The organism is Symploca atlantica LB2515, assembly GCF_052546295.1.
Genome location: NZ_JBQWMT010000001.1, coordinates 5,932,548 through 5,953,529 on the forward strand (window position 1 = coordinate 5,932,548; position 20,982 = coordinate 5,953,529).

Annotated in this window: 16 protein-coding genes; 6 read left to right on the forward strand and 10 right to left on the reverse strand. The window is 44.5% G+C overall.

All coding sequences use genetic code 11. The features are described from left to right. Positions 1-338 precede the first annotated feature (338 nt). Together ACT7WV_RS24590 and ACT7WV_RS24595 are read right to left on the reverse strand one after the other, a co-directional pair. Positions 339-1,706 (reverse strand): hypothetical protein, encoded by a 1,368-nt coding sequence (locus ACT7WV_RS24590; protein ID WP_445105392.1) that lies wholly within the window; start codon positions 1,704-1,706, stop codon positions 339-341. Between the two features lie 81 nt (positions 1,707-1,787). Further along, positions 1,788-2,078: a DUF3288 family protein gene (locus ACT7WV_RS24595; RefSeq protein WP_445105393.1), complete on the reverse strand. Its 291-nt coding sequence runs from the start codon at positions 2,076-2,078 to the stop codon at positions 1,788-1,790. Positions 2,079-2,110: 32 nt separating this feature from the next. Between ACT7WV_RS24595 and ACT7WV_RS24600 the strand changes: the two genes are divergently transcribed. Next, positions 2,111-2,689, forward strand: coding sequence for a hypothetical protein (locus ACT7WV_RS24600; RefSeq protein WP_445105394.1), 579 nt, complete (start codon positions 2,111-2,113; stop codon positions 2,687-2,689). 85 nt (positions 2,690-2,774) lie between these two features. On the opposite strand, the gene ACT7WV_RS24605 is transcribed toward ACT7WV_RS24600, so the two are convergent. From ACT7WV_RS24605 to ACT7WV_RS24635, 7 genes are all read right to left on the reverse strand, one after another. Further along, entirely contained in the window at positions 2,775-4,166 is a 1,392-nt protein-coding gene (locus ACT7WV_RS24605) for an MlaD family protein (protein ID WP_445105395.1), read from the reverse strand. A 388-nt stretch (positions 4,167-4,554) separates the two neighbouring features. After that, on the reverse strand, positions 4,555-5,337 hold the full coding sequence (locus ACT7WV_RS24610) for an ABC transporter ATP-binding protein (RefSeq protein ID WP_445105396.1): 783 nt from the start codon (positions 5,335-5,337) through the stop codon (positions 4,555-4,557). Positions 5,338-5,388: 51 nt separating this feature from the next. Next, entirely contained in the window at positions 5,389-6,483 is a 1,095-nt protein-coding gene (gene bchI / locus ACT7WV_RS24615; RefSeq protein ID WP_463424199.1) for a magnesium chelatase ATPase subunit I, read from the reverse strand. Positions 6,484-6,644: 161 nt separating this feature from the next. After that, positions 6,645-7,412 (reverse strand): DUF429 domain-containing protein, encoded by a 768-nt coding sequence (locus tag ACT7WV_RS24620; RefSeq protein ID WP_445105397.1) that lies wholly within the window; start codon positions 7,410-7,412, stop codon positions 6,645-6,647. 50 nt (positions 7,413-7,462) lie between these two features. After that, positions 7,463-9,022 (reverse strand): circadian clock protein KaiC, encoded by a 1,560-nt coding sequence (gene kaiC / locus ACT7WV_RS24625; RefSeq protein WP_445105398.1) that lies wholly within the window; start codon positions 9,020-9,022, stop codon positions 7,463-7,465. Positions 9,023-9,122: 100 nt separating this feature from the next. Beyond that, positions 9,123-9,437 (reverse strand): circadian clock protein KaiB, encoded by a 315-nt coding sequence (kaiB, locus tag ACT7WV_RS24630; RefSeq protein WP_445105399.1) that lies wholly within the window; start codon positions 9,435-9,437, stop codon positions 9,123-9,125. 118 nt (positions 9,438-9,555) lie between these two features. Beyond that, a complete protein-coding gene (locus tag ACT7WV_RS24635; RefSeq protein ID WP_463424200.1) occupies positions 9,556-10,473 on the reverse strand; it encodes a circadian clock protein KaiA in 918 nt (305 codons plus the stop codon). Positions 10,474-10,783: 310 nt separating this feature from the next. Between ACT7WV_RS24635 and ACT7WV_RS24640 the strand changes: the two genes are divergently transcribed. Next, the gene (locus ACT7WV_RS24640; RefSeq protein WP_445105400.1) at positions 10,784-14,065 is read left to right on the forward strand and encodes an ATP-binding response regulator; all 3,282 of its coding nucleotides are present in this window, start codon (positions 10,784-10,786) and stop codon (positions 14,063-14,065) included. 18 nt (positions 14,066-14,083) lie between these two features. Here ACT7WV_RS24640 and ACT7WV_RS24645 read toward each other — a convergent pair whose 3' ends face one another. Further along, positions 14,084-15,973, reverse strand: coding sequence for an ArnT family glycosyltransferase (locus tag ACT7WV_RS24645; RefSeq protein ID WP_445105401.1), 1,890 nt, complete (start codon positions 15,971-15,973; stop codon positions 14,084-14,086). A 258-nt stretch (positions 15,974-16,231) separates the two neighbouring features. Between ACT7WV_RS24645 and ACT7WV_RS24650 the strand changes: the two genes are divergently transcribed. The 4 genes from ACT7WV_RS24650 to ACT7WV_RS24665 all read left to right on the forward strand — a co-directional run bounded on the left by ACT7WV_RS24650 (position 16,232) and on the right by ACT7WV_RS24665 (position 20,939). Further along, entirely contained in the window at positions 16,232-16,588 is a 357-nt protein-coding gene (locus ACT7WV_RS24650) for a DUF565 domain-containing protein (RefSeq protein WP_445105402.1), read from the forward strand. Positions 16,589-16,592: 4 nt separating this feature from the next. Further along, the gene (locus ACT7WV_RS24655) at positions 16,593-17,684 is read left to right on the forward strand and encodes a glycerate kinase (protein ID WP_445105403.1); all 1,092 of its coding nucleotides are present in this window, start codon (positions 16,593-16,595) and stop codon (positions 17,682-17,684) included. A 228-nt stretch (positions 17,685-17,912) separates the two neighbouring features. Then, positions 17,913-18,929, forward strand: a complete 1,017-nt coding sequence (gene gap / locus ACT7WV_RS24660; RefSeq protein WP_445105404.1) for a type I glyceraldehyde-3-phosphate dehydrogenase — start codon at positions 17,913-17,915, stop codon at positions 18,927-18,929. Positions 18,930-19,274: 345 nt separating this feature from the next. Beyond that, positions 19,275-20,939, forward strand: coding sequence for a hybrid sensor histidine kinase/response regulator (locus tag ACT7WV_RS24665; RefSeq protein WP_445105405.1), 1,665 nt, complete (start codon positions 19,275-19,277; stop codon positions 20,937-20,939). The last annotated feature ends 43 nt before the right edge of the window (positions 20,940-20,982 follow it).

Genomic DNA, 20,982 nt, shown 5'->3' on the forward strand with positions numbered 1-20,982 from the left:
TACAAAGGACGCTTGAGCAAGAAGCAAGTAGAGTTTCAGCAAATAGGAAAGATGAAGTAGCAACACTACTAAATTCTGAACGTTGTTTATCTTCCTACAAAGCCTGCATTTGGTGGGATGGGTGTTACTACTGCAAGGACGATAACAATGATTGGTACTGTATTCGGTGTACTTTCTTTTAGCTGGATTTGCTAGATAAACCTGAGCAATTTCTAGTTTGCTCCTACCTCAAAACCGCCATCAACTAATTGCCTATCTTTAGGGTTGAACAAGACTCATTCCTAAAATTAGACCTGGTAAAGAAGATATCCTCAAACCAGGCTATTAAAATCAATTACCTAGGATAACAAGGCAATTAATGCCAAGCCAATAACTACGACCATAATCAGGTTTTGTAGTTTCTTTTCCTTGGCTTGACTGGCTATTTCACTTTGTCTTACTGCTTTTTCTAGGGCGCGATCGCTTCTTGCCTTCTCGATCTCTACAATACCCCGAATCGAAGCGATTCCTTTATCTATTAGGTTAGAACTTTGGACACAGCAATCTAAAGCTGATTGAATTTGATTTTGCCAATTAACGCAAATTTGCTGATTAAATAATGTTAAAAAGCTTAAATCTTCTTGAGGAAATCTTTGCTGAATTCCTTTAATTTTTTCTGCATATTTTTGGGTATTAGTGTTAATAGTTAACCGATAATTCTCTAACTGTCGTAGCCATTCTGTATAGACTAAAGCCAGTTTAGGCAAAGTTCTAAGTTGCTCCTTCAGGTAATCCATCGCACCTTCAGATAAATTTGAACCTTGCTCAGCAACTAGTACTTGGTCACTTTCTGGTACTTGTTGAGCTATTTCCTGAAACGTCTGCTTAATTTGTTGATATCCTTGATAAATGTCTAAAGAGATACTGGCACTGAATTGGTAAGCTTTAATTATTTTTTGGCGATATAAACATAAATCAATAAGTGTTTGATAGAAATAGACAAAATTGTCATTAGGTTTAACTAGTTTTTGATTAGCTCTATTGTCGGCTTCTTGTTCAAAAAACAACCAAACAAAAACATGACCAAAAGCATGATAATGATCAGGGATACCATACTCAAAAATGGGACTACCAAATAAATTTCCTTCCTGATACAAGGCTGGACAATTATCAAGTTTGTCTCCTAAGAAGTTTTGCAAACACTCATTAGCTATAGCTCTCCACTGGGCGGGAGATTGTTGTTGCTGACTCTGGGATAGCCAAGCAGTTAAGAGCAGAGTTTGCCCCAATGAGCTATTAATTTTGTTCGGTAGGAAACACTTAGCCGGATTAAAATTTTGGAAAACAGCAGTATCTACCTGCTCCGTTTTCTGTCCTTGTTGATCAAATTCAGGAATGCGCAGATTCAAAGCCAGAATGTAGGCATTATCTATTTGGAGGGGACAGACACAACCTGTAATCCTTTGGGCTTGTCTTGGATAAAAAATTTCTCCTTCTAAAGGTAAAAGATGATTATTTGCAGCGTCTAGTAAATTAACCCGGTAACCTTCTGAAGCTGTTTTAAGTTTAAGTTCCTGAGTAATCTTAAATTTAGCAAAAATATCAGAACATTTTCTCCATAGAAGTTGTTCATCATATTCTGTCCTAAAGGGATAATAATCACTAGCCTCATTACGTAGATGACAGGCGAATAAATGCACATTCGGTGCATATATTTTGTAGCTCATTTCTGGAGATCCAAACAGACTGCGGTTAATTTTTGATGGCTTGATAACAAGGGACTTCCCTATACTTAATTACTAATCTACTCAGCTCCAATCCTCTTCTCTTTGGGAATTGCGCCCTAGTCTGTAAACTTGGTCAGCTTCGTGAAGTTTGCGGGTCATCTCAAAAAGTTGCTCTTCAGTCATTTGCCATCGTTGCAAAGCCAGATCAAGATTGTTTTGAATCTCTCTAGCCCCCGGAAAACCAGCATAGCGAATCCGCAGTCGGGCTAATTCCGCTAAATTGTAGTCGTTCGGTTCCCCTTGCAAAAGACCCTCGACAATATCGCAGTCTCTTTTTTCTTGGGGATGTTGCTGGTCTTTATTTTCTACCATTAAAACGAAGTCCAAAACTCGACTGACTAACTATGCTAACTACTCTAGAACTACGTTGGTTTAATCATGGCAAACTACCCCTGGAAGTGGACAGTTGGTTTACTGCTGATTGTCCTGGTAAATTGCTAGGAGCGCCAGCAGAAAGACCAGAAGATAGAGAAGACTGGTATCTCTACGTACCAAGCTGTGAATACCTCAACGTCAAACTACGGCACGGGAATCTAGAAATAAAATGGCGCAAGACCCAATTAGGTGTTTGGCGATTTGACAACGGTTGGCAGGGGAAAGTAGAGCAATGGCTCAAGTGGACTGGTGAAGATTTAGAGCAACAAAGCTTCATACCAGTAGATACTGCTGACAAAAAGCCTTGGGTAGGCGTGAGAAAGATTCGGAAACAACGCCAGCACCAAGGCATCTCTTGCGAAATCACCCAACTAAGTATCAGCCAAGATACCTGGTGGACTTTTGCTTTTGAGATGCCCTGCGATCAAGCAAATTCGATTAATAGCTTTAATGATGTTCTGAGTCAGATCAGCCAAACTTATCAAGGACCAGAGTTATCAGTAGAAAATTCTTGTGCCTATCCGGGTTGGCTCTCTCTGTTAACGTAGAGCTTTCGAGCCGTTAGCACTCTCAAGTCAAAGGCACAAAAGTGAAAGTTGGTTTTTCCTTTGCCTTAGAGAAAAAATCTGTAACTTATTCTAAGTTACCAGTCAAAGGCATCTCCTTCTTAGGTGCCGGAGGCAAAATCTTTAATAATTGCTTTGGTGCCTGCGGCGAAGAACTGAGTTTAGTTGGCTCAACTGGAGGTTGAAATTGTTCGTAAGCTAGTGGTTGATTGACAGAACTGGGAACAACGGTTTTAATCTTGTCATGGACTGGTTCAAGAGACTCTGCTATCTGAACTTGCTGTTCTAGTTGCTGGGTTGAAGATACCAACTGACTAAGTCCATTAACTAAATCTCTAAGATTGTTACGGAAAGAAGCATCACCAGTCAGCTCATCCAAATCAGAGGTAATTTTCTGAGTATTTTCAAAAGTTACCCTAGCTGAGTCTAGGGTTTGTTGTAATACCAGTAAGTTTGTCGGACTGTTCAAAGCAGCAGAGATATCACGCAAGTTTCCAGATGCTGCCGCTGCATTGGCTGAGAGAGTTTCCAAATTATTTAAGAGTCCCCCAGTATTAAGATTGTTGACTTCGGAATTGACCCCCTCTACTGTGTTATTTAGACTGCTCAATAAGCCCCCTAACTGCTCGCTAGTCTGAGCAATATTATCCAATGTTCTGACCAGAGTACCCCGATTTGTGACTACTAGCTCATTAGCAGAGTTGATCAGCTTATTAAGTTCGCCAGCAGTCACGCTATATTGTTCAGCAGTATTACCAATACGATTTGCTGCCACACCCACTTCACGAGTGGTTTTATTTGTTGCCTGAGTGATGGAATCAGCCGCCGTCGAAAAGGATTCCACCTCTTGCCGAACTGAGCGAGACAAAACGGTTAGTTCTCCGGTGAGTTCCGCAACTCCACCCGCTGCCTTGGAGGCGTTTTCGGTTAGGGAATTGACATTTTGGGAAAATTCTGGGTTGGTATAAAGCTCAGTAAACTCGGTGCTGTTGCGTAGTAGTTGATTAAAACTGACACCAATTTCGCCTTTGAGGTGATCTTGACTACAAATAACGAGATTGGAATTACAATCAGGACTGAGGGGATTGAGCGACAAAGCATCGGCTGACACTGGGTTTTTGGGTGTAATATCAACCGTGGTTTGACCAATTAAACCGGATTGATTGGCTTCAATTGAGGCATCCCTAGGAATTAACAAGCTAGCAGGTTCAACTTCCACTGTGGCATCAATGCCATTAGTTCTGGCTTGGAGTTCGATGATTTTTCCCACGGTGACGCCACGGTAACGTACTGGTGCTCCTACTTGCATGCCAACTACCTCAGCAAAACTGACAACGAATTTATAGCTGCGGTTACCAAAACTAAAACCACGTATCCACAGAACCAAGCCCACAAAGGCAGCAATTCCTACTAAGAATAATAAACCAACGGATCCCTCTCGGATTGTTCGCGATCGCATGATTCCTCCTTCCCTAGCTATTAGCTTGTTAACTGGCGGTCTTACTTAGTTTTTCTTGTTGATCAGCTCAGATCTAGCACCCGCTGATAACCATCAAAAAACAATTCTGGGTGTTGCTTAGTTAGGGGATAATTGGAGATTTTTGGCGGTTCTTTTCCCCATTGTCTCCCGTGTCTCCCTTGTCCTCCTTCTCCCCTATTCATCCTCTGATTGTGCAAGGCTGATTCAGTGATTCCCCCCTTCCTCAGCGGAGAAATCCTCGCTTCCCACCTCTTAAGCAATGAGTTGGAGTGACGTTAAAAACTTGTAGCAAGATATTAGCCAGATCAACAACGCTCCATAGCAAACCCACAGCTAGTTGTCTTTTCAACGAGCGCTAATAGTTATCCTAACCGACCACCTGAATTGGACCGGTGGTGCTGGCACTAAAGAATTGTTGCACTAGAGGATTATCCGTGGTGTCAATGGCACTCACATCGCCTTCCCACTGTACTTTGCCATCATAGAGAAAAATCACCCGATCAGCAGTGCGGCGAATCGTACTTTCCTGGTGTGTCACCATCATATAGGTACTGCAACCACTGTTGTCGCGCTGTAACTGGCGGACTAAATCCTCAATGACTGTCGAGGCGATTGGGTCAAGTCCTGCCGTTGGTTCGTCGTACAAGATAACTTCTGGGTTTTCTTGAGGGTTATCGGGGTTGGTCATAATAGCACGGGCAAAACTGACACGCTTGCGCATTCCTCCAGACAAATCCGCCGGGTAGAGGTGTCCGATACCAGACATTCCCACGGTATCCAGACTGCGGTTAACTAGTTTCTGAATCCGCTCTGGGGATAGCTTAGAATGCTGATAAAGCAGGAAACCAACGTTTTCTTCTACTGTTAGCGAGTCGAATAAAGCTGCCTGCTGGAAGACCATACCAATACCAATCGGGTCTTCACCATCATCGATTAAACCCGAACGCTTTTGTCCTTGTAGATAAACTTCACCCTGATCAGGTGCAAGAAGACCCGCAATAATTCGCAAAACTGTTGATTTACCAGTACCTGATGGACCAATAACTACTAGTGCCTCACCCCGATAAACTTTCAGATCCAAATGATCCAAAATAATGTTACTACCAAAAGACTTACAAATTCCCTTGAGTTCGATCAGTGGCTCTTCCATGAGGGGCTAGGGAAATCGAAAATTAGAGGACAGTAACACTATTGTCGATCATCATCGGACACCGCTGCCTGCCACTGCTGCGTTATTCTCTGACAAATCTTCCAAGCCAAAAACACGACTGAAAGCTTTTTGTACCTTGTAACCAGAGTCAATTGACTCCAGTGGATCTTTGCGCAGTCGGTGACGCAGACAAAGAGTAATCACGCGGCGGATATCATCAACTGTCACCTCGTTGCGACCTTCAAAGGCTGTTAGTGCTTTTGCCGCTCGGTTAGTAACGATATCACCCCGTAGACCATCGACATCTAGTTCTGAGCATACCTCAGAAATTTTCACCCGTAGGTCATAGTCCATCTCGACTTTAGGCAGTTTATCTTGGGCCATGACGATCTGCTTTTGCAACTCTTCTTGAAGAGGCTGGTGTTGTTGAAGGTATTCCTCAGAATTACTGTCAAAATGGGCTCTTTGCTCAACAATCTGCACTCGCAAGGCTGGTTCTTTGACTGTGTGGATTTCCGCATGCATGCCAAAACGGTCTAGCAGTTGCGGCCGCAGTTCCCCTTCTTCTGGGTTACCGGAACCGACTAAAACAAAACGGGCCGGGTGGCGAATAGAAATTCCTTCCCGTTCCACGGTGTTCCAGCCACTGGCCGCTGAGTCAAGCAGCACATCGACTAAGTGGTCGTCTAAGAGGTTAACTTCATCTACGTAGAGGATACCGCGATTAGCTTTTGCCAACAGGCCTGGTTCAAAAGCTTTGACTCCCTCTGCCAAAGCTTTTTCGATATCGATTGTGCCGCAAACCCGGTCTTCTGTTGCCCCCAAAGGCAGGTCAATCATCGACACTTTTTTCTTGATAATTTCTCTGGAGTGGGAAGCACCGTTTTCACTCATCCAGTCGGGTTCGTTGGGGTCACTATTGAAGGGGTCATCGGCAACTACGTCAATTTCCGGCAATAAGTCGGCTAGAGCTCGAATGGTGGTGGATTTGCCGGTGCCGCGATCGCCCATGATCATCACCCCGCCAATCTTCGGGTCAATCACATTCAGCAGTAGAGCCAGTTTCATTTCTTCCTGACCCACAATTGCAGTGAAAGGAAAAACCATTCGGCGAGCAGTTGTAGACGCTTGGGCAGTCGGACTCACTTGAATACCTGTATAGTTAGTTTTGGATGACGTTTATCATTGTGCCACCAAATTGCGGCAAGGTGAACTCTGGTCTGGGACTTGATTCTTCGCTCAATACCTCTTTACCCCCTGACCTCTCCTTTATCCTCGATTATTCTCTAATGTGCAACGCCCTAGGGTTAATCGCCCAACTCATCAGGTGCAGGGACAATGATATATCCCTCAGTGGCGTCACCGAGTACCCAGTTGCGCTCAATACCCCAATACCACCAATGGGCTGCTACATAAGCACAGATCAGGCTATCTAGTTGGTCTTCAACTGCTTTGAGGGCGCTACCGAGGGCACTACCACTGACAGGAATTTCAGGCAAACCTGAATCATCCAGATGTCCGGAGGCAGCAAAATTGAGGGATGGTTCTAGAGTAGGTAGGATCTCTAGAATATACTGACGCAGCTTCAGCATTTCTGAGTAGCGTTGAGCTAGTTTGCCTTTTTTATATTTGAGGATGCGATTGAGCTTGAAGAGGTGCACCATTGCTGGATGAGGAAATACCTCAATTTGGAAGCGTCCCTGCTGTTGAGCCACAATTAGCGGGGCGTGGACAAAACCTCTTGCCTCTAGACTCAGACCAAATGCTACCGTACGTTGGGCAAAGGGACGCCTGAGATTAGCTGGATAGCAACCGGCATGGTAGCGACCAAAATACCGATGAGTCAGCTTATCTGGTAAGCGCATCCCTGTTTCATTGGGGATCAGCGTTGGGGCATCTACTGCAATTATTGCTCCCTGGTTTGCTAAAGCCCAATGATCTACCCAGCCAAGGATATCCTCGGTAGGTTGTCGCCGTTCTAAATTCAGCAAATGCAAGCATCCCGCTGACCAACCTAGGCAGCATAAACCACTAGCTCCGGAAGTCCAACCGAGGTCGATACCTAAAAATCTCACTCTTTTCCTCGATTTGAGTGCTTATTACCTACCCTTCAGAGCAAACTGGATTATTCCTCTGATTTGCCACGAACTCCTTGAACAATCCGGGAAAGTTGGCTCTTTTCATTGATAACAATACGAGATGGAGAACCACTAATGATTCCTTCATAATCTCGGAAAGATTCTTTAATTTCTGGACCTTCCCTACTGATAATATATTCACGAATACCCGTATCGTGCCAAGAACCCCGCATTTTGAAGACGTTAATGGCGCGACACATACCACCCCGAATTTCTACGTATTGCAGCATCAAAATTGTGTCAGTAATTGTAGAAATATGGGAATTGGTAATCGAATGAGAACCCATAAATTGGTCAGTAGTGTTAGTAAAGAAACCAGTAATTTCTTCTTGCTTAGCGTAGCCAGTAACACCAATCACAAATTGACGAAAGGCATTATTGCTGACTCCTCGTGCTAGAGCAGAAAGTGAATCAATGGCAATCCGAGACGGCTTAAAATCAGCAATCTCAGATTTGATAATTTGCAGATGGTCTTCTAAACCTGCTGATTCTGGATAAGAACAAAGGATTTTTAAAAGACCCTTTTGTTCCATTTCTTCAAAATCAATTCCCCAGGAATGAGCATTACGAGATAGCTGAGCTCGAGATTCTTCGTAGGCGAAAAGAATAGCGCGTTCACCTTGCAAGCAAGCATCCTGGATAAACTTACTCACTAACAAAGTTTTGCCAGTACCTGTGGCACCAGTTGCTAGAATAATCGAATCTTTGAAAAATCCACCGCCGCACATTTCATCCAGAGTTTTGATGCCCGAAGATACGCGCACATTAGAAGAACGCTGGGTTAGTCGCATTGCTCCTAAAGGGAAGATATTAATACCTTGATTGTTAATCGTAAAGGGATATTCTCCCTTCATATGAGTTGTGCCACGTAGTTTGAGAATCTCGATAGTACGACGTCGGCGTTCTCCTTCAAGAACGTTACGAACAATCGCCACGTTGTCTGAAACAAACTCTTCTACACCGAATCTTGCTACTGGCCCATACTCATCAACTCGTTCGGTGGTCATAACTGTAGTCACACCAATGTGTTTGAGGCGTGCTACTAAGCGAAAAATCTCTCGCCGCACCACTGAGGCAGCATCATATTGCTGAAAGATTGCGGTTATTGAGTCAATCGAAACCCGCTTGGCTTTGTATTTGCGAATAGCGTATTGAATACGTTCAATTAGGGCAGAAAGATCAAATTGCCCCACAACTTCCTGTCCCTCTGGGTCAGGTGAGGCATCCAAAATAAAAAGTTTACCTTGATTAATTAATTTTTGTAATTCCCAACCAAAACTGTGGGCGTTTTTAATGATATCTGTAGGAGATTCTTCAAAAGTAACAAATACACCTGCTTCATCAAAATTGCTGATGCCGTTATAGAGAAACTGTACTGCTAACAAAGTTTTGCCAGTACCGGATGTGCCACTGACGATAGTAGTTCGACCAATCGGTAGACCTCCATGAGTAATCTCATCGAAGCCTTCAATCATCGTCTGTATTTTCTTCACTCCTAAAGTCTCTGGTTCGTCCGGTTTTTGCTCAGCTAGGTTAAGTTGACTCATACTGTAGATTAAAAAACGCAAAAAAAAGATATTACTCAAATAAAAAAAGTCAATTTGGCTACGAGCAAGGATAAATTATGCTGTAAACTCCGAAATTCAACTACAAATCTAGTTCTGCATCACTGAGTTCCTCATATAAAAGATCCAAGCCAATCAAAACTTTTTCCCGATCCGAAAGATCACCAATTATTTTCCGAACCGGAGGTGGCAATACTTTCGATAGCGTCGGTGTTGCCAAGATCTTATCTTCTTCTGCAAGCTGGGGGCTTTTGAGGACATCAATCACTTTAAGGGCATAAACTCCTTGAAAATCTTGCTCGAGGATATTTTTGAGTGTTTTCAATGCCTTGACAGAATGGGCAGTGTTTCCGGCAACATAAAGCTTGAGAACGTAGGTTTTTTTTAAGGGACTCATAAGAAACGCCATTAGCTAATGAGTAAAAAGATCGGTAATCAGGCAATAGCAACCAAAAACGCACTCCTAGACAAGGGCTAGTTAAGAACCTGTTAAAAGCTTATCGTTAAATCCCAGCTTACAACTCCCTAGGTATAGAACGACGATACATTTCACCAAGATGAGCGATAACATCGATCAACGTCAATCGATAGTCAAGCAACATTTCTTCACTGCGCCCTTCTAGCTTTAAATGTTTGGAAAAATCATCCATCACTTCCATGTGTATTTCTACGATTCTTGAGACAGAAATATCGGCAAAAAACGCTTGGTCAACGAACTCATCAATTTTTTTATTAATACTGTAGTCTTGAGAAAAGTAATTCAAAATAATTTGACTGTATTGAGATCTTAAGTTTTCTAAAAGATTTTGCCTCTCGTTTTGCGGCAGGTTCCGGAAAAATAACTGGGGGTTTCTCTTGTAGTACACACCTAAGTAACCGAGTCGCTCCTGAAGTTTTTCAGATAATCTCTGCTGCTGTTTAATTATGAAACTATCAGTGTCTAAGCCATTTTTTAAGAGAGGAGTAGCAGCATAATCTGCTAAAGTTAAGCTGGGTGTAAGGTAGATGTAGCGGGCAATCGCCTTGTCAATAAAATCTCCAATATTAGCTGGTTGGAAGATACTAAGTCGAACTTCAGCAGCGTGAAATAAAGGACTGGCAGGCTCTTGTGAGTAATCATTGATCGTCTGAGTCGATTTATTGCGCTTGCTATTAGCAACAACAGAGGAGTTTATCCCTAATTCTTCCGAAAAAATGACCACGGGTAACAGCGTCCCCTGTTCAGACAACCGTTTGAGCAAAGTCAGTAGGGAGGAGTTATCCTGTAGAAGTAGACAATCAAGTTCTTGCTTATTTTCATCAATAAAATCGAAAAATTCCGATTCTGAGCTAGCGATATGGAGAGTATAGCGGTCACCGCTTAGGAGCTGGCTCAAGGATAGAGCCAGGGGCTGAGAACGCATAAAAGTACAGATAGACAGCTGGGTAGGCAAAATAGTACCTGTTAAAAAAGCGAACTGGCTATTTAGGTCATGGCTTTACTAAATCGTCACATATTCTAACAATTTCTTCATAATACTTTGAACATTAATTTCAATAGTTTGAGAATTGTAATTAGTTGTCAGTACATTGCTTTCTTGCTCTCCAATAGATAGAGAGAGATAATTAGGCTTTACCAGCTCTTTGGAGGTCAATAATAGTCTTCTTTTGCTCTCGGACTTGAGTAAACTGGGCTTTCAGTTAGATTAAGAGGGTATTCTGTAACCGCAAGCTAGTATTTCTAAAGCCGCCGGAAATTAGTTGATGTACATGGTGACTCCCAGTCTCAGAGAATTTGCTCAGTCAGTTCCGGTTTGTGAACAGGCGTCTGGTCTGAAAGCTGTGCTGGAAATTTTTCGCTCCTCGCCATGCGACGTAATTGTCATTTTGAGCGAACAGCAGCGTCCCTTGGGAGTAGTTAGCCTATCACGGGTGATGCCCCACCTGCTTTCACAGGTAAGCCTAGGAGAAACTCATGAATCAAGAACAAAGGTTGATTTAGACAAACCTTTATGCCAATTAGAGCCGCCGATAGTGGAATCACTGGTCATCCTACCAGATCAGTTGAACTTGAGCCAATTCCTGTCAATCTTGCAAGAGGCCGATATAGGGAACAAAAGCAAGGCAGTTGTTGATCCTATTGAGTACAGAAACCCAGAGACTTCAAGACAGACTATTGACTCTAAACCCTATGCTTTAGTAGATCAAGATGGAAAATTTCTGGGATTGCTCAACAGTTGGCTAGTCTTAAAGTCTTTAGCCTCAAACCGTAACAATAATCACTTCCCTACTCCTCTAGTAGATCTAGAGAATCAACAGACAATAACCGAGATCAATTCCCTTAATTCTCTAGTCCAACTACTTGAACAACTGCCATTACCCCTGAGCTTGCAAACTGGTAACGGACAAGTGCTCACTCAAAACCTGGCGTGGCGTCGGGAAATTGGAACCACCGTCAAGTTGGACTGTGTCGAAGTAACTACAAATCCGACACTAAATAATATCCCGCCTGAGTTGCCAGAAATAACCTGCTCCTGTACACAATGGGTAACTCGCTACTGTGCGGCCCCTGCATCGAAGAATGCGGCGACAGTTTCAGGACAACCTGGTGATTACCGGAGCGTGTCCTCTCCAGGATTCAAGGTGACAAGTCCAGAGCCTTCATCCAGCTCCATCAAGGGGAGCGCGTCGGAGAATCGCGATGCGGCTCTTAAACAGCGAACAGATTACACAAGCAAGCAAACGACAGCTCCACCGCCAAGCTCGGTGAATCCCCCGTCCAAGCAAGAAGAAGCATCTCAATTCCCTTGGCTATCGCCCTGTGTACCCACTCTTCCCACCGAAGTAGAGAAGAAGAGGCTGGTACCGGCTGCTACTGGTAGCTGCTGCGCCATTGATACTTTTCCCCAAGCAGGTTTTGTGGGAGGAGGAGTTAGCTTGTCTAGACTACCCCAAATTGAAATGATCGCCGACGCTCTAACTGAAAAAGGAGTGTCTGCACCAGCTTGCGAAGGCAAACCCACAAAAAATGAACGCCTTTTCTCATTTATTAAAATACCGCTCTCATCTCCTAGTAGTTCGCTTCAAGAGAGGGAATTAGAGAGACACAAGGAAGATGAACAAATTAACAACAACCACAAGACTAGTACACCTGCATTGCGAGAAAGGGATACAGAGTCAGTTTGCCAGAATTGCCCACATAATTTACCTGCAACCTCACCTGAACTCACTGCTTCTCCTTCGGGACATCTAGGAGTCGATTTACCCCTTACCCAAGAGAGCGAAACGGATTCAGAGCCTTGTTCTGCTCAGGTGTCATCTACTATCCCCGCCCTGTGGATTGTGCTAGGTCAAGACACCACAGAGCAGCATTTTTTTACCCAGGAACTAGCAGTAAAAAACGCAGATTTATTAAAGCTCAACCGACTCAAAGATGAGTTTCTAGCTTGTATTAGTCATGAACTCAAGACACCCCTCACTGCTGTTTTGGGTTTGTCTTCGCTTTTAAAAGACCAGGCTCTAGGAAAACTTAATGAGCGTCAAGCACGCTATGCCCAGCTAATTTATCAGAGTGGGCGTCAGTTAATGACCGTACTCAACGACATCCTAGATTTAACTCGTATGGAGACGGGTCAACTGGAAGTCAGACTCGAACCCGTAGAGATTGAGAGCGCCTGCACTCAAGCCTATTCTCAAGCCCGACAAAGACTGTATGCCAAAGATCCCCAAAAAGAAGAATCAACAGAAAAAACCAAATTTACCCTAGAAATTGAACCTAATTTAGAGTTCGTTGTTGCCGACGAGTTACGCTTACGCCAAATGCTGGGATATCTGCTGGAAAATGCTCTCAAATTTACAGAAACTAGTGGCGAAATTGGTCTCAAGGTAAATCTTTGGCAGACATGGATTACCTTCACTGTTTGGGATACCGGAATTGGTATCCCCCCTTGGAAGCAACAGTTGCTCTTAGGTAAATTACAACAAGGAGAAGAATCTCTAACCCACAGCTTTGAAGGAGCTGGTCTGGGATTGATTTTAACTCAACGTTTGGCTCGCTTACACGGCGGAGATGTCTCTTTTATCTCCCAGACCAATCAAGGTAGCCAGTTTACCCTGCTACTGCCCTACAGCCCATCCCAACAGGGTAGTTCGATAGCTAACGGCTCTCAGACAGCATCAGCCCAGTGTGAAACAGACCAAGGTGAGCATCTTTCTTCCTCTTCGACCACGACTGTCTCTTTTACCCCCATTCCTGAGCAGTGCTCCCCAAGAAGCAGTCATTTAGTATTAGTTGCGGAAACCGTACCCCAGCAACTCGAAGCACTGATGGAACAACTGAATAATTTAGACTATCGCGTCATTATTGCCCGTTCCGGGACAGAAGCACTAGAAAAAGCCCGCACTTTTCAACCCCGTGCCGTTTTAATCAATGCTTCCTTGCTGGAACTTGCCCATCCGGAGCTTCTGAACCTCTTCAGGTCAGATGCTCAGACTAGTCAAATCCCGATTTGGGTCACGGCATCCCAGGAAGAACAACAGAGCAAATACGACAAAGCCGATGGCTTTTTAAGTTTACCGATACAACAGCAAAAATTACGACAAAGCCTGACTGGGGTAGGCGAAGAGCAAAGCAAGATCAGCCGCTCTTTGACCATTCTTCACCTGTCGCCCGTGGAAAGACGCTCCCACAGTTCCACAGTGACTTCTAAGTTAACTGACTTCTTGAGCCTCGATCACTCAGAATTCGATTACCGAGTTCTCGAAGCTGATGACTTAGAACAGGCAGAATTGCTGGCCCGTGTTTGGCAGCCAGATGTTGTTTTACTCGACGAAGCATCAACAGCAGACCCCTTTGTCTATCTAAAACATTTTGCCTGCCATAGCTGCTTGTCTTCTTTGCCCTTGGTGACTTTAGATCATCAAACAACAGCAGCAGCAAATCAAATAACAGGACTTTCGGTATTTCCTTGCTTGGCACCAGATAACCAGCAAAAAATCGCTGCCCTGCTGCAAGTTATTCAAGTTGCCGCTAGCATTAACGGCTAAACCAACCCGCAACCTTAATTAACCCTCTTGCCGAGGTTTGATCGTAAGTCGGATCAGTTCATAGGCTCCGACACTACCTAAGTTTTTGTATTGATTGGGCTGGAGTTTACTTTTCTTGAGTTTTTCCGACTGGCTGAGGAGTAGCACTGAGAAAGGTTGGGACTCAGTTGCGGCGAGTTCCTCAATGTGGGCAGTTGCGGAAGTTTGCCGAGCAAAATAATTCACCGGTTTTTGGCTATAGAAGACTACACTGGGTTTTTTGAAACCGATCATCAGCAACTCTTCTTGTGGTTGCTCTACTTGAGCAGCAAGCAGAGATAATTGCCGCAAAGGTAGCTGACGATCTTGATCTATCAGGAAAGAGACTGGTGTCACCACAAAGACCACAAACGCCAAAAAACCCACAAAGTTGGCACTCCACAGCCAAGACCACCAACGGCGTCGCAACAGCAACAGCCCTGTTATTACTGCCGTTGCTCCCCAAATTAAAGCCCCTTGCCAGGGTAAACCAGACTGTTGCAGCCGTTCAGACAAATCTAGTGCCGCCGGATCGTAGCCGACGAGGTGGGGACTGTAAAACATTGCAGCAGCGATCGCTAACAAAAACACTACGTTAAACAACCCACTGAGCAAAAGAACAGGGAAGCGTTGTTGCCCTTTGCCTCTAGTTATCTGGTCACTCCACAGCAAAGCCACGAGAATTGACGCCGCAGGCATTAGAGGTAGCACGTAGCTAGGCAGTTTCGTGACGGAGATGGTAAAGAAGCCAAAAACACCAGCAAACCAGAACAGGGCAAATAAACCTAACTGAGTAGAACGGGGTGAAGATTGCCAGTGATCTCGCTGCCAGAAGCGTAGCCTGGTGATCGCTGCTGGTAAGTAAATCGACCAGGGGGCAAAGCCAACCAACACCACCAAAAAGTAAAAATACCAGGGGGCGTCGTGACCATTAACCACTTCGGTAAAGCGCTGAAAGTTGTGATAGCCAAAGAACGAGTCTATATAGTCTTCTCCGTTGGCTATCGTCACCAGCACATACCAAGGCAGTGTGATGACTAACATCAGCAAACAGCCTCGAAGAACCTGCATTTCTCGCAAGACTTCCCTAACCTTGCCCAGGTAGAAGAGAAAAGCACCGATAATCAGCATTGGCAGGACGATACCTACTGGCCCTTTGGTCAGGATAGCTAGAGCAATCAGTAAATAAAATGCCAGATACCAGCGGTTTTTAACACTCGACCAGAAATATTTGCCTTGTGCCTCTTGGGGCTGGGCATATCCCAGAAAAAAAGCCAGAAGAGCACAACCCATACAACCAGAAAGTAGCATATCTGACACTCCGGTTCTCCCCCAGACAACGGTTTGGGGATTAAGGGCAATCATTGCCGAACCCATCCCAGCAGATAGCCATAGTTGGTGCTGGAGAGACGCGGGGGTGGAGGTATCGTTCTCTAATCCGGCATCCTCTAAGGGAACAACCGCAGCAGGACGAGACACTCCCAAAAAGCGCAGCGTATAGAAGCCTAATACAGTCAAAGCGATCGCAGCGAGAGCCGAAGGGAGTCGCACGGCCCATTCATTGACGCCAATGATTTGGTAGCCAAGAGCCATCAGCCAGTAAACTAAAGGCGGCTTATCAAAGCGCGTCTCACCATTAAAATACGGCGTGATCCAGTCACCAGTTACCGTCATCTGGCGAGCTGCTTCAGCAAATAGGGGTTCAGTCTCATCAACTAAACCCGTGCTCCCCAAATGCCACAGAAAAGCTAACCAGCTAATCATGAGCAACCAAAAAATAGAGAGTGTCCAGGCAATAGTTGGCTGCTGCTCTCCCCATTGCCACCAAGACTTAACAGTGCGATTGTACTCAGCGCACCGCCGTAAGCGACGATCAACCTTAAACTTCATTTAATCCCAATTTATAGATATCCTGTCGTAGGCAACTCAGCAAGGGTATTTCCAGACCTTAATTTAGCGGAAAATGTCCTCAATGCATTCTACCTATTTGCAGTTCCTGACTCTGGCACAGTCGGGGAGTTCCGCTTCTTAAGTCGAGATGTGGGTAAATTGAGGAAAGTTAAAATGCTCTCAATGAAGGAGAACTTGGGGAACTTAGAAGAGTGTTCCTATCTTATTTGAGATCGCTATAGTCGTTAGGTCGATACAATGCAAAATACCCGTCTCAACAATTTATTTGACTTTATCTTGGCGCAGCTAAGACTATGGTTTGCTAACCCTTGGCGGCGCGTCTCGCTGATTTTAATTAGTTTGCTTTTGGGAATCTTTTTAGGAACAGCAATTTCCACAACTGCTGGTCAAACAGCGGACTGGGACGTGGTTGCTGCGGGGATTTTGATTCTCTTTACCGAAACAGTTAGTCGAGTAGTTTACGGCGGTGCTCGGCGACGAACTCCCTCTGCTGAAGGCCTTAGCAAATCCTCATTATTGTCTGAATCAGTTAACGCTCTGAAAATTGGTCTAACCTACAGTATGTTCTTGGAAGCTTTCAAATTAGGTTCCTAAGGTGATGCAGCAACCCCAGACATCTCTAGAGCAAATCCTCAATAATTGGGCGGTAGGTCACAAACCAACGGCTTTAGAGTACCAACAGCTAGCGAATCTTGAACTGGTTTCTCAGTCTAGGGCGAAGGCATTGGGCATTACACCAGTAAATAGCTTAGAAATCCTTCAGACGCGAGCGCATCTTTTTCAAGCTGTCGCTTCGGAAGTTCTCTCCTTTGACTCTGGGAACTCTATTAGTCAACAAGCGGCTAGGACTAGAATTCTTTTATCCCTCTGGAACCTCTGGCTTCCCCTAGCCATGCAGCTAGCTTCCCAAAGAAAACAGCTAAATCGTCCTCTGATTCAAGGGATCTTAGGGGGACAAGGAACTGGCAAAACTACGCTAGCGGCAATTTTGAGTTTGATTCTCAATCACCTAGGTTACTGCTGTGTTGGTCTTTCTTTGGATGACCTCTACAAAACCTATGAAGAACGACAACGCCTGCAACAGCAAGATCCCCGCTTGATTTGGCGTGGCCCGCCAGGAACCCATGATCTTGAACTGGGTAAACAGTTACTAGACCAACTGCGTCAACCCAACTACCAACAGCCAATTATGATGCCGCGCTTTGACAAGTCTGCTTATGGAGGCGCAGGCGATCGCACTACGCCAGAAACGGTGACAGGTGTGGATATTGTGCTGTTTGAAGGCTGGTTTGTCGGTGTTCGGCCCATTGACCCAGCCGTGTTTGACAGTTCAACTCCAGTACCCCTGAAAACTCCCACTGATCTAGCCTTTGCTCGCGATATGAATGACCAACTTAAGAGTTATTTACCTTTGTGGGAACGACTAGACAAGTTAATCATTCTCTACCCCACTGACTACCGTCTTAGTCTGCTGTGGCGGCGTCAGGCGGAACAGCAAATGAGGGCTACGGGTAAATCTGGAATGGCTGATTCACAAGTTGCTGAGTTTGTCAATTATTTTTGGCAAGCACTCCACCCAGAACTTTTCATTACACCTATGACCCAAGATCCCAGCCTAGTAGATCTCGTAATCGCGATCAATCCTGACCACACTGTTGCTGCTGTTTATCGGCCAAGTGAAGATCAATAGGGACAAGGGAAGGGGAACAGGGAAGAAGAATCGCCGATTATTCCGCAATCAGGCAACGCCTGATTAAAGAAAGATTTTTGGAAAATTACCAGGGGAATTTCTCAACACCTGTAGGATTTAGTGGCACTACGTCACGAAGTTTCAGCCTTTGAGCTTCTGGTTAATGCCTAAACGCCATAAGGATTTGAAGGGAGACTTTGTGAGAACCTACCAAAAGGAGCTTTTCTCATGGCAACCGTTAAAGTCGGCATCAATGGATTTGGTCGTATTGGAAGATTGGTTTTCCGCGCCGGAATAGACCACCCGGACATTGAATTTCTTTGTATCAATGACCTAGTACCACCCAGGAATATCGCTTATTTACTGAAATACGACTCAACCCATGGTCGTTTCAAAGGCACTGTAGAAGCCAAAGACGACGGGATTGTGGTTAATGGCAAGTTTATCCCTTGTGTGTCAATTAAAAACCCGGAGGAATTGCCCTGGGACAAATATGGTGTAGATTATGTGGTTGAGTCCACTGGTTTATTTACTACTTACGAGGGTGCCTCTAAACATCTTAAAGGTGGAGCTAAGCGAGTTGTTCTTTCAGCCCCGACAAAAGATCCGGATCAAGTACCAACTTTATTAGTCGGCGTTAATCACGATGCCTATAATCCCAGTAAAGATACCATCGTTTCTAATGCCAGTTGCACCACCAACTGCTTAGCACCTATTGCCAAAGTAATTAACGATAACTTTGGCTTAGCTGAAGGTTTAATGACGACTGTTCACGCGATGACGGCTACTCAGCCAACAGTAGATGGGCCGAGTAAAAAAGACTTGCGGGGTGGACGTGGTGCTGTTCAGAACATTATCCCTGCTGCTACGGGTGCGGCGAAAGCTGTTACCTTGGTGCTACCAGAACTCAAGGGTAAACTAACCGGGATGGCGCTACGGGTGCCAACTCCTGATGTTTCAGTGGTTGACTTAACCTTCCGGACAGAAAAAGCGACCAGCTATAAAGAAATCTGTGCAGCGATGAAGGAAGCCTCACAAGGGGAACTTAAAGGGATTCTTGGCTATACGGAAGACGATGTGGTTTCTAGTGACTTTACCACTGACCCTCATTCAAGTATTTTTGATGCTGGGGCTGGTATTGAGTTAAATTCCAACTTTTTTAAAGTGGTCTCTTGGTACGATAATGAGTGGGGTTACTCCAATAGAATGATTGATCTGATTCTGTCAATGGCTGCCAAGGCTTAGCTTCTCAAGCACTGATTACTTTGCTGAGGAGACTAGAACTTGATTAGGGGGAGAGGACATACAGGACTCCTTAGCTAAACTCAACAGTAATGCTAAATTAGCCTGGAACTCTCCCGATTAGAGGTGAACCATTGATCGCCACGAGCAATTTACTTTCCTTGTTAGGGATACTGGTGTGGGACTGTCCCGGAATTTTGACTTCAAGCATTCTCAATCACGAAGGATATAGATATTATGCGTCTTGCTTAATCAACTTGAAGAAACAGTTAAACTTGTTGTTGGTGTAAGGGCTGAATTTAAAATTAGCTTTTGAGAAGCCCATGGTTAGACCAATCAAAATTCCTAATGGTAAAAGCCAGAATTCTAGTTGTTGAAGATGAAAGTATTGTTGCCCTAAGTATTCAAAATAGACTAGAAGCACTGGGATATGGGGTGATAGCGAATGTCACTTCTGGGGAAGCAGCGATTCAACAAACGGCAGAAAATCTTCCTGATTTAGTCCTAATGGATATTAGGCTGACAGGCAGAATAGATGGCATTGAAGCTGCAGCACAAATCCGCAACCGCTTCCACATTCCTGTGGTGTATCTCACAGCTTACACTGATGAGGAAACGATCAATCGTGCCAAGCTCACCGAGCCCTACGGTTATATTCTCAAGCCTTTTGAGCCGAGAGATTTGGGTACTGCTATTGAAATTGCTCTGTACAAGCATCAGATGGAGCGTCAACGGGGAGAGAGAGAGCAGTGGCTGTCAACAACACTCCAGAGTATGGGTGACGCCGTAATTACTACGGATTCCCAAGGTTTAGTCACTTACATGAACCCCGTTGCTGAAGCACTGACTGGCTGGAAGCAGGAAGAGGCTTTAGGTTGTGATGTCAATCAAGTTTTCCGAACTATCAACGAAAAAACCCGTCAGGTTGTCAAGAATCCTCTAGATGTGGCACTGCTAGAGGGAATTACTGTAGTACTAGAAAACCACACCCTGCTGATAACTAAAGACGGTAGTGAAATTCCCATTGATGACAGCGCAGCACCCATCAAAAATCAAAATGGTGAAATCCGAGGAGCTGTCTTAGTTTTCCATGAAATTATTGAGCGCCATAAATTAGCAGAACTTCTACAGAAGACAAATGAGGAACTCGAAGTCAGAGTTGCAGAAAGTGCTGCACAATTAAAGCAATTGAATGAGCAACTACAGACAGAGATTCCTCGCCGTCAGCGCCTAGAAGAGGAACTGCGATTTATTAAAGAAAAAGAGGAAGAGTTAGAAGAATTAAAATCTCGTCTCTTTGCTAGTATTTCCCACGAGTATCGCACCCCACTAACAACAATTTTGTCTTCCACTCAGCTGCTAGAACGTTACAGCTCTCAGTGGATAGAGGAGAAAAAAAAGAAACATTTTCAACGCATTCAGACGTCCGTAGAATACTTAACTAAGTTAGTCAACAATGTGACTTTCCTCGACCAAGCTGAAGCGGGAATTATAGACTTTGAGCCAGCACCAATAGATATCGAGTCGGTAGCTCGCGAGCTAGTAGAAGAATGGCGAGCAAGTGTTACGAATAAACATGTAATTATTTTAGAGTGTCAAGGTTGTTTATCTAACCCATCTCTAGACGAAAAACTCCTAAAGTTAATCCTCAAAAACTTGTTTACCAATGCCGTCAATTTCTCTCCTCAAGGCGGTCAAGTTTGCCTAGAAGTACAAGTGCGCCAGGGAGAGTCTGAACAAGATGGAAACAGGGAAATAGTTTTTTGTGTATCTGACCAAGGTATTGGTATACCCAACGCTGACTTAACTCAGGTATTTAAAGCTTTCTTTCGCAGCTCCAACGTGGGGGTTACACCGGGAGCAGGCTTAGGCTTGACAATTGTTCAGGAGGCTACGAGGTTGCACGGGGGCAAGATTCTAGTCGGTAGTGAGCTAGGAAAGGGAACCAGTGTTACCTTGATTCTGCCTTGGCAAGAAGAGCCAGCAATTTGTGCCAAGGGGCTGGAGAGTTAGCAGCTAGTTTGTCAAGTTCACAATTTAATCACTATTTTTCATC

Bases quoted from the DNA above. Each gene is read 5' to 3' on its own strand.
- ACT7WV_RS24640 (WP_445105400.1), top strand. From the start codon at position 10,784: ATGTACATGGTGACTCCCAGTCTCAGAGAATTTGCTCAGTCAGTTCCG.
- ACT7WV_RS24605 (WP_445105395.1), bottom strand. From the start codon at position 4,166: ATGCGATCGCGAACAATCCGAGAGGGATCCGTTGGTTTATTATTCTTA.
- ACT7WV_RS24590 (WP_445105392.1), bottom strand. From the start codon at position 1,706: ATGAGCTACAAAATATATGCACCGAATGTGCATTTATTCGCCTGTCAT.
- ACT7WV_RS24595 (WP_445105393.1), bottom strand. From the start codon at position 2,078: ATGGTAGAAAATAAAGACCAGCAACATCCCCAAGAAAAAAGAGACTGC.
- kaiC (WP_445105398.1), bottom strand. From the start codon at position 9,022: ATGAGTCAACTTAACCTAGCTGAGCAAAAACCGGACGAACCAGAGACT.
- ACT7WV_RS24600 (WP_445105394.1), top strand. From the start codon at position 2,111: ATGCTAACTACTCTAGAACTACGTTGGTTTAATCATGGCAAACTACCC.
- kaiB (WP_445105399.1), bottom strand. From the start codon at position 9,437: ATGAGTCCCTTAAAAAAAACCTACGTTCTCAAGCTTTATGTTGCCGGA.
- ACT7WV_RS24610 (WP_445105396.1), bottom strand. From the start codon at position 5,337: ATGGAAGAGCCACTGATCGAACTCAAGGGAATTTGTAAGTCTTTTGGT.
- ACT7WV_RS24650 (WP_445105402.1), top strand. From the start codon at position 16,232: ATGCAAAATACCCGTCTCAACAATTTATTTGACTTTATCTTGGCGCAG.
- ACT7WV_RS24665 (WP_445105405.1), top strand. From the start codon at position 19,275: ATGGTAAAAGCCAGAATTCTAGTTGTTGAAGATGAAAGTATTGTTGCC.
- gap (WP_445105404.1), top strand. From the start codon at position 17,913: ATGGCAACCGTTAAAGTCGGCATCAATGGATTTGGTCGTATTGGAAGA.
- ACT7WV_RS24655 (WP_445105403.1), top strand. From the start codon at position 16,593: ATGCAGCAACCCCAGACATCTCTAGAGCAAATCCTCAATAATTGGGCG.
- ACT7WV_RS24645 (WP_445105401.1), bottom strand. From the start codon at position 15,973: ATGAAGTTTAAGGTTGATCGTCGCTTACGGCGGTGCGCTGAGTACAAT.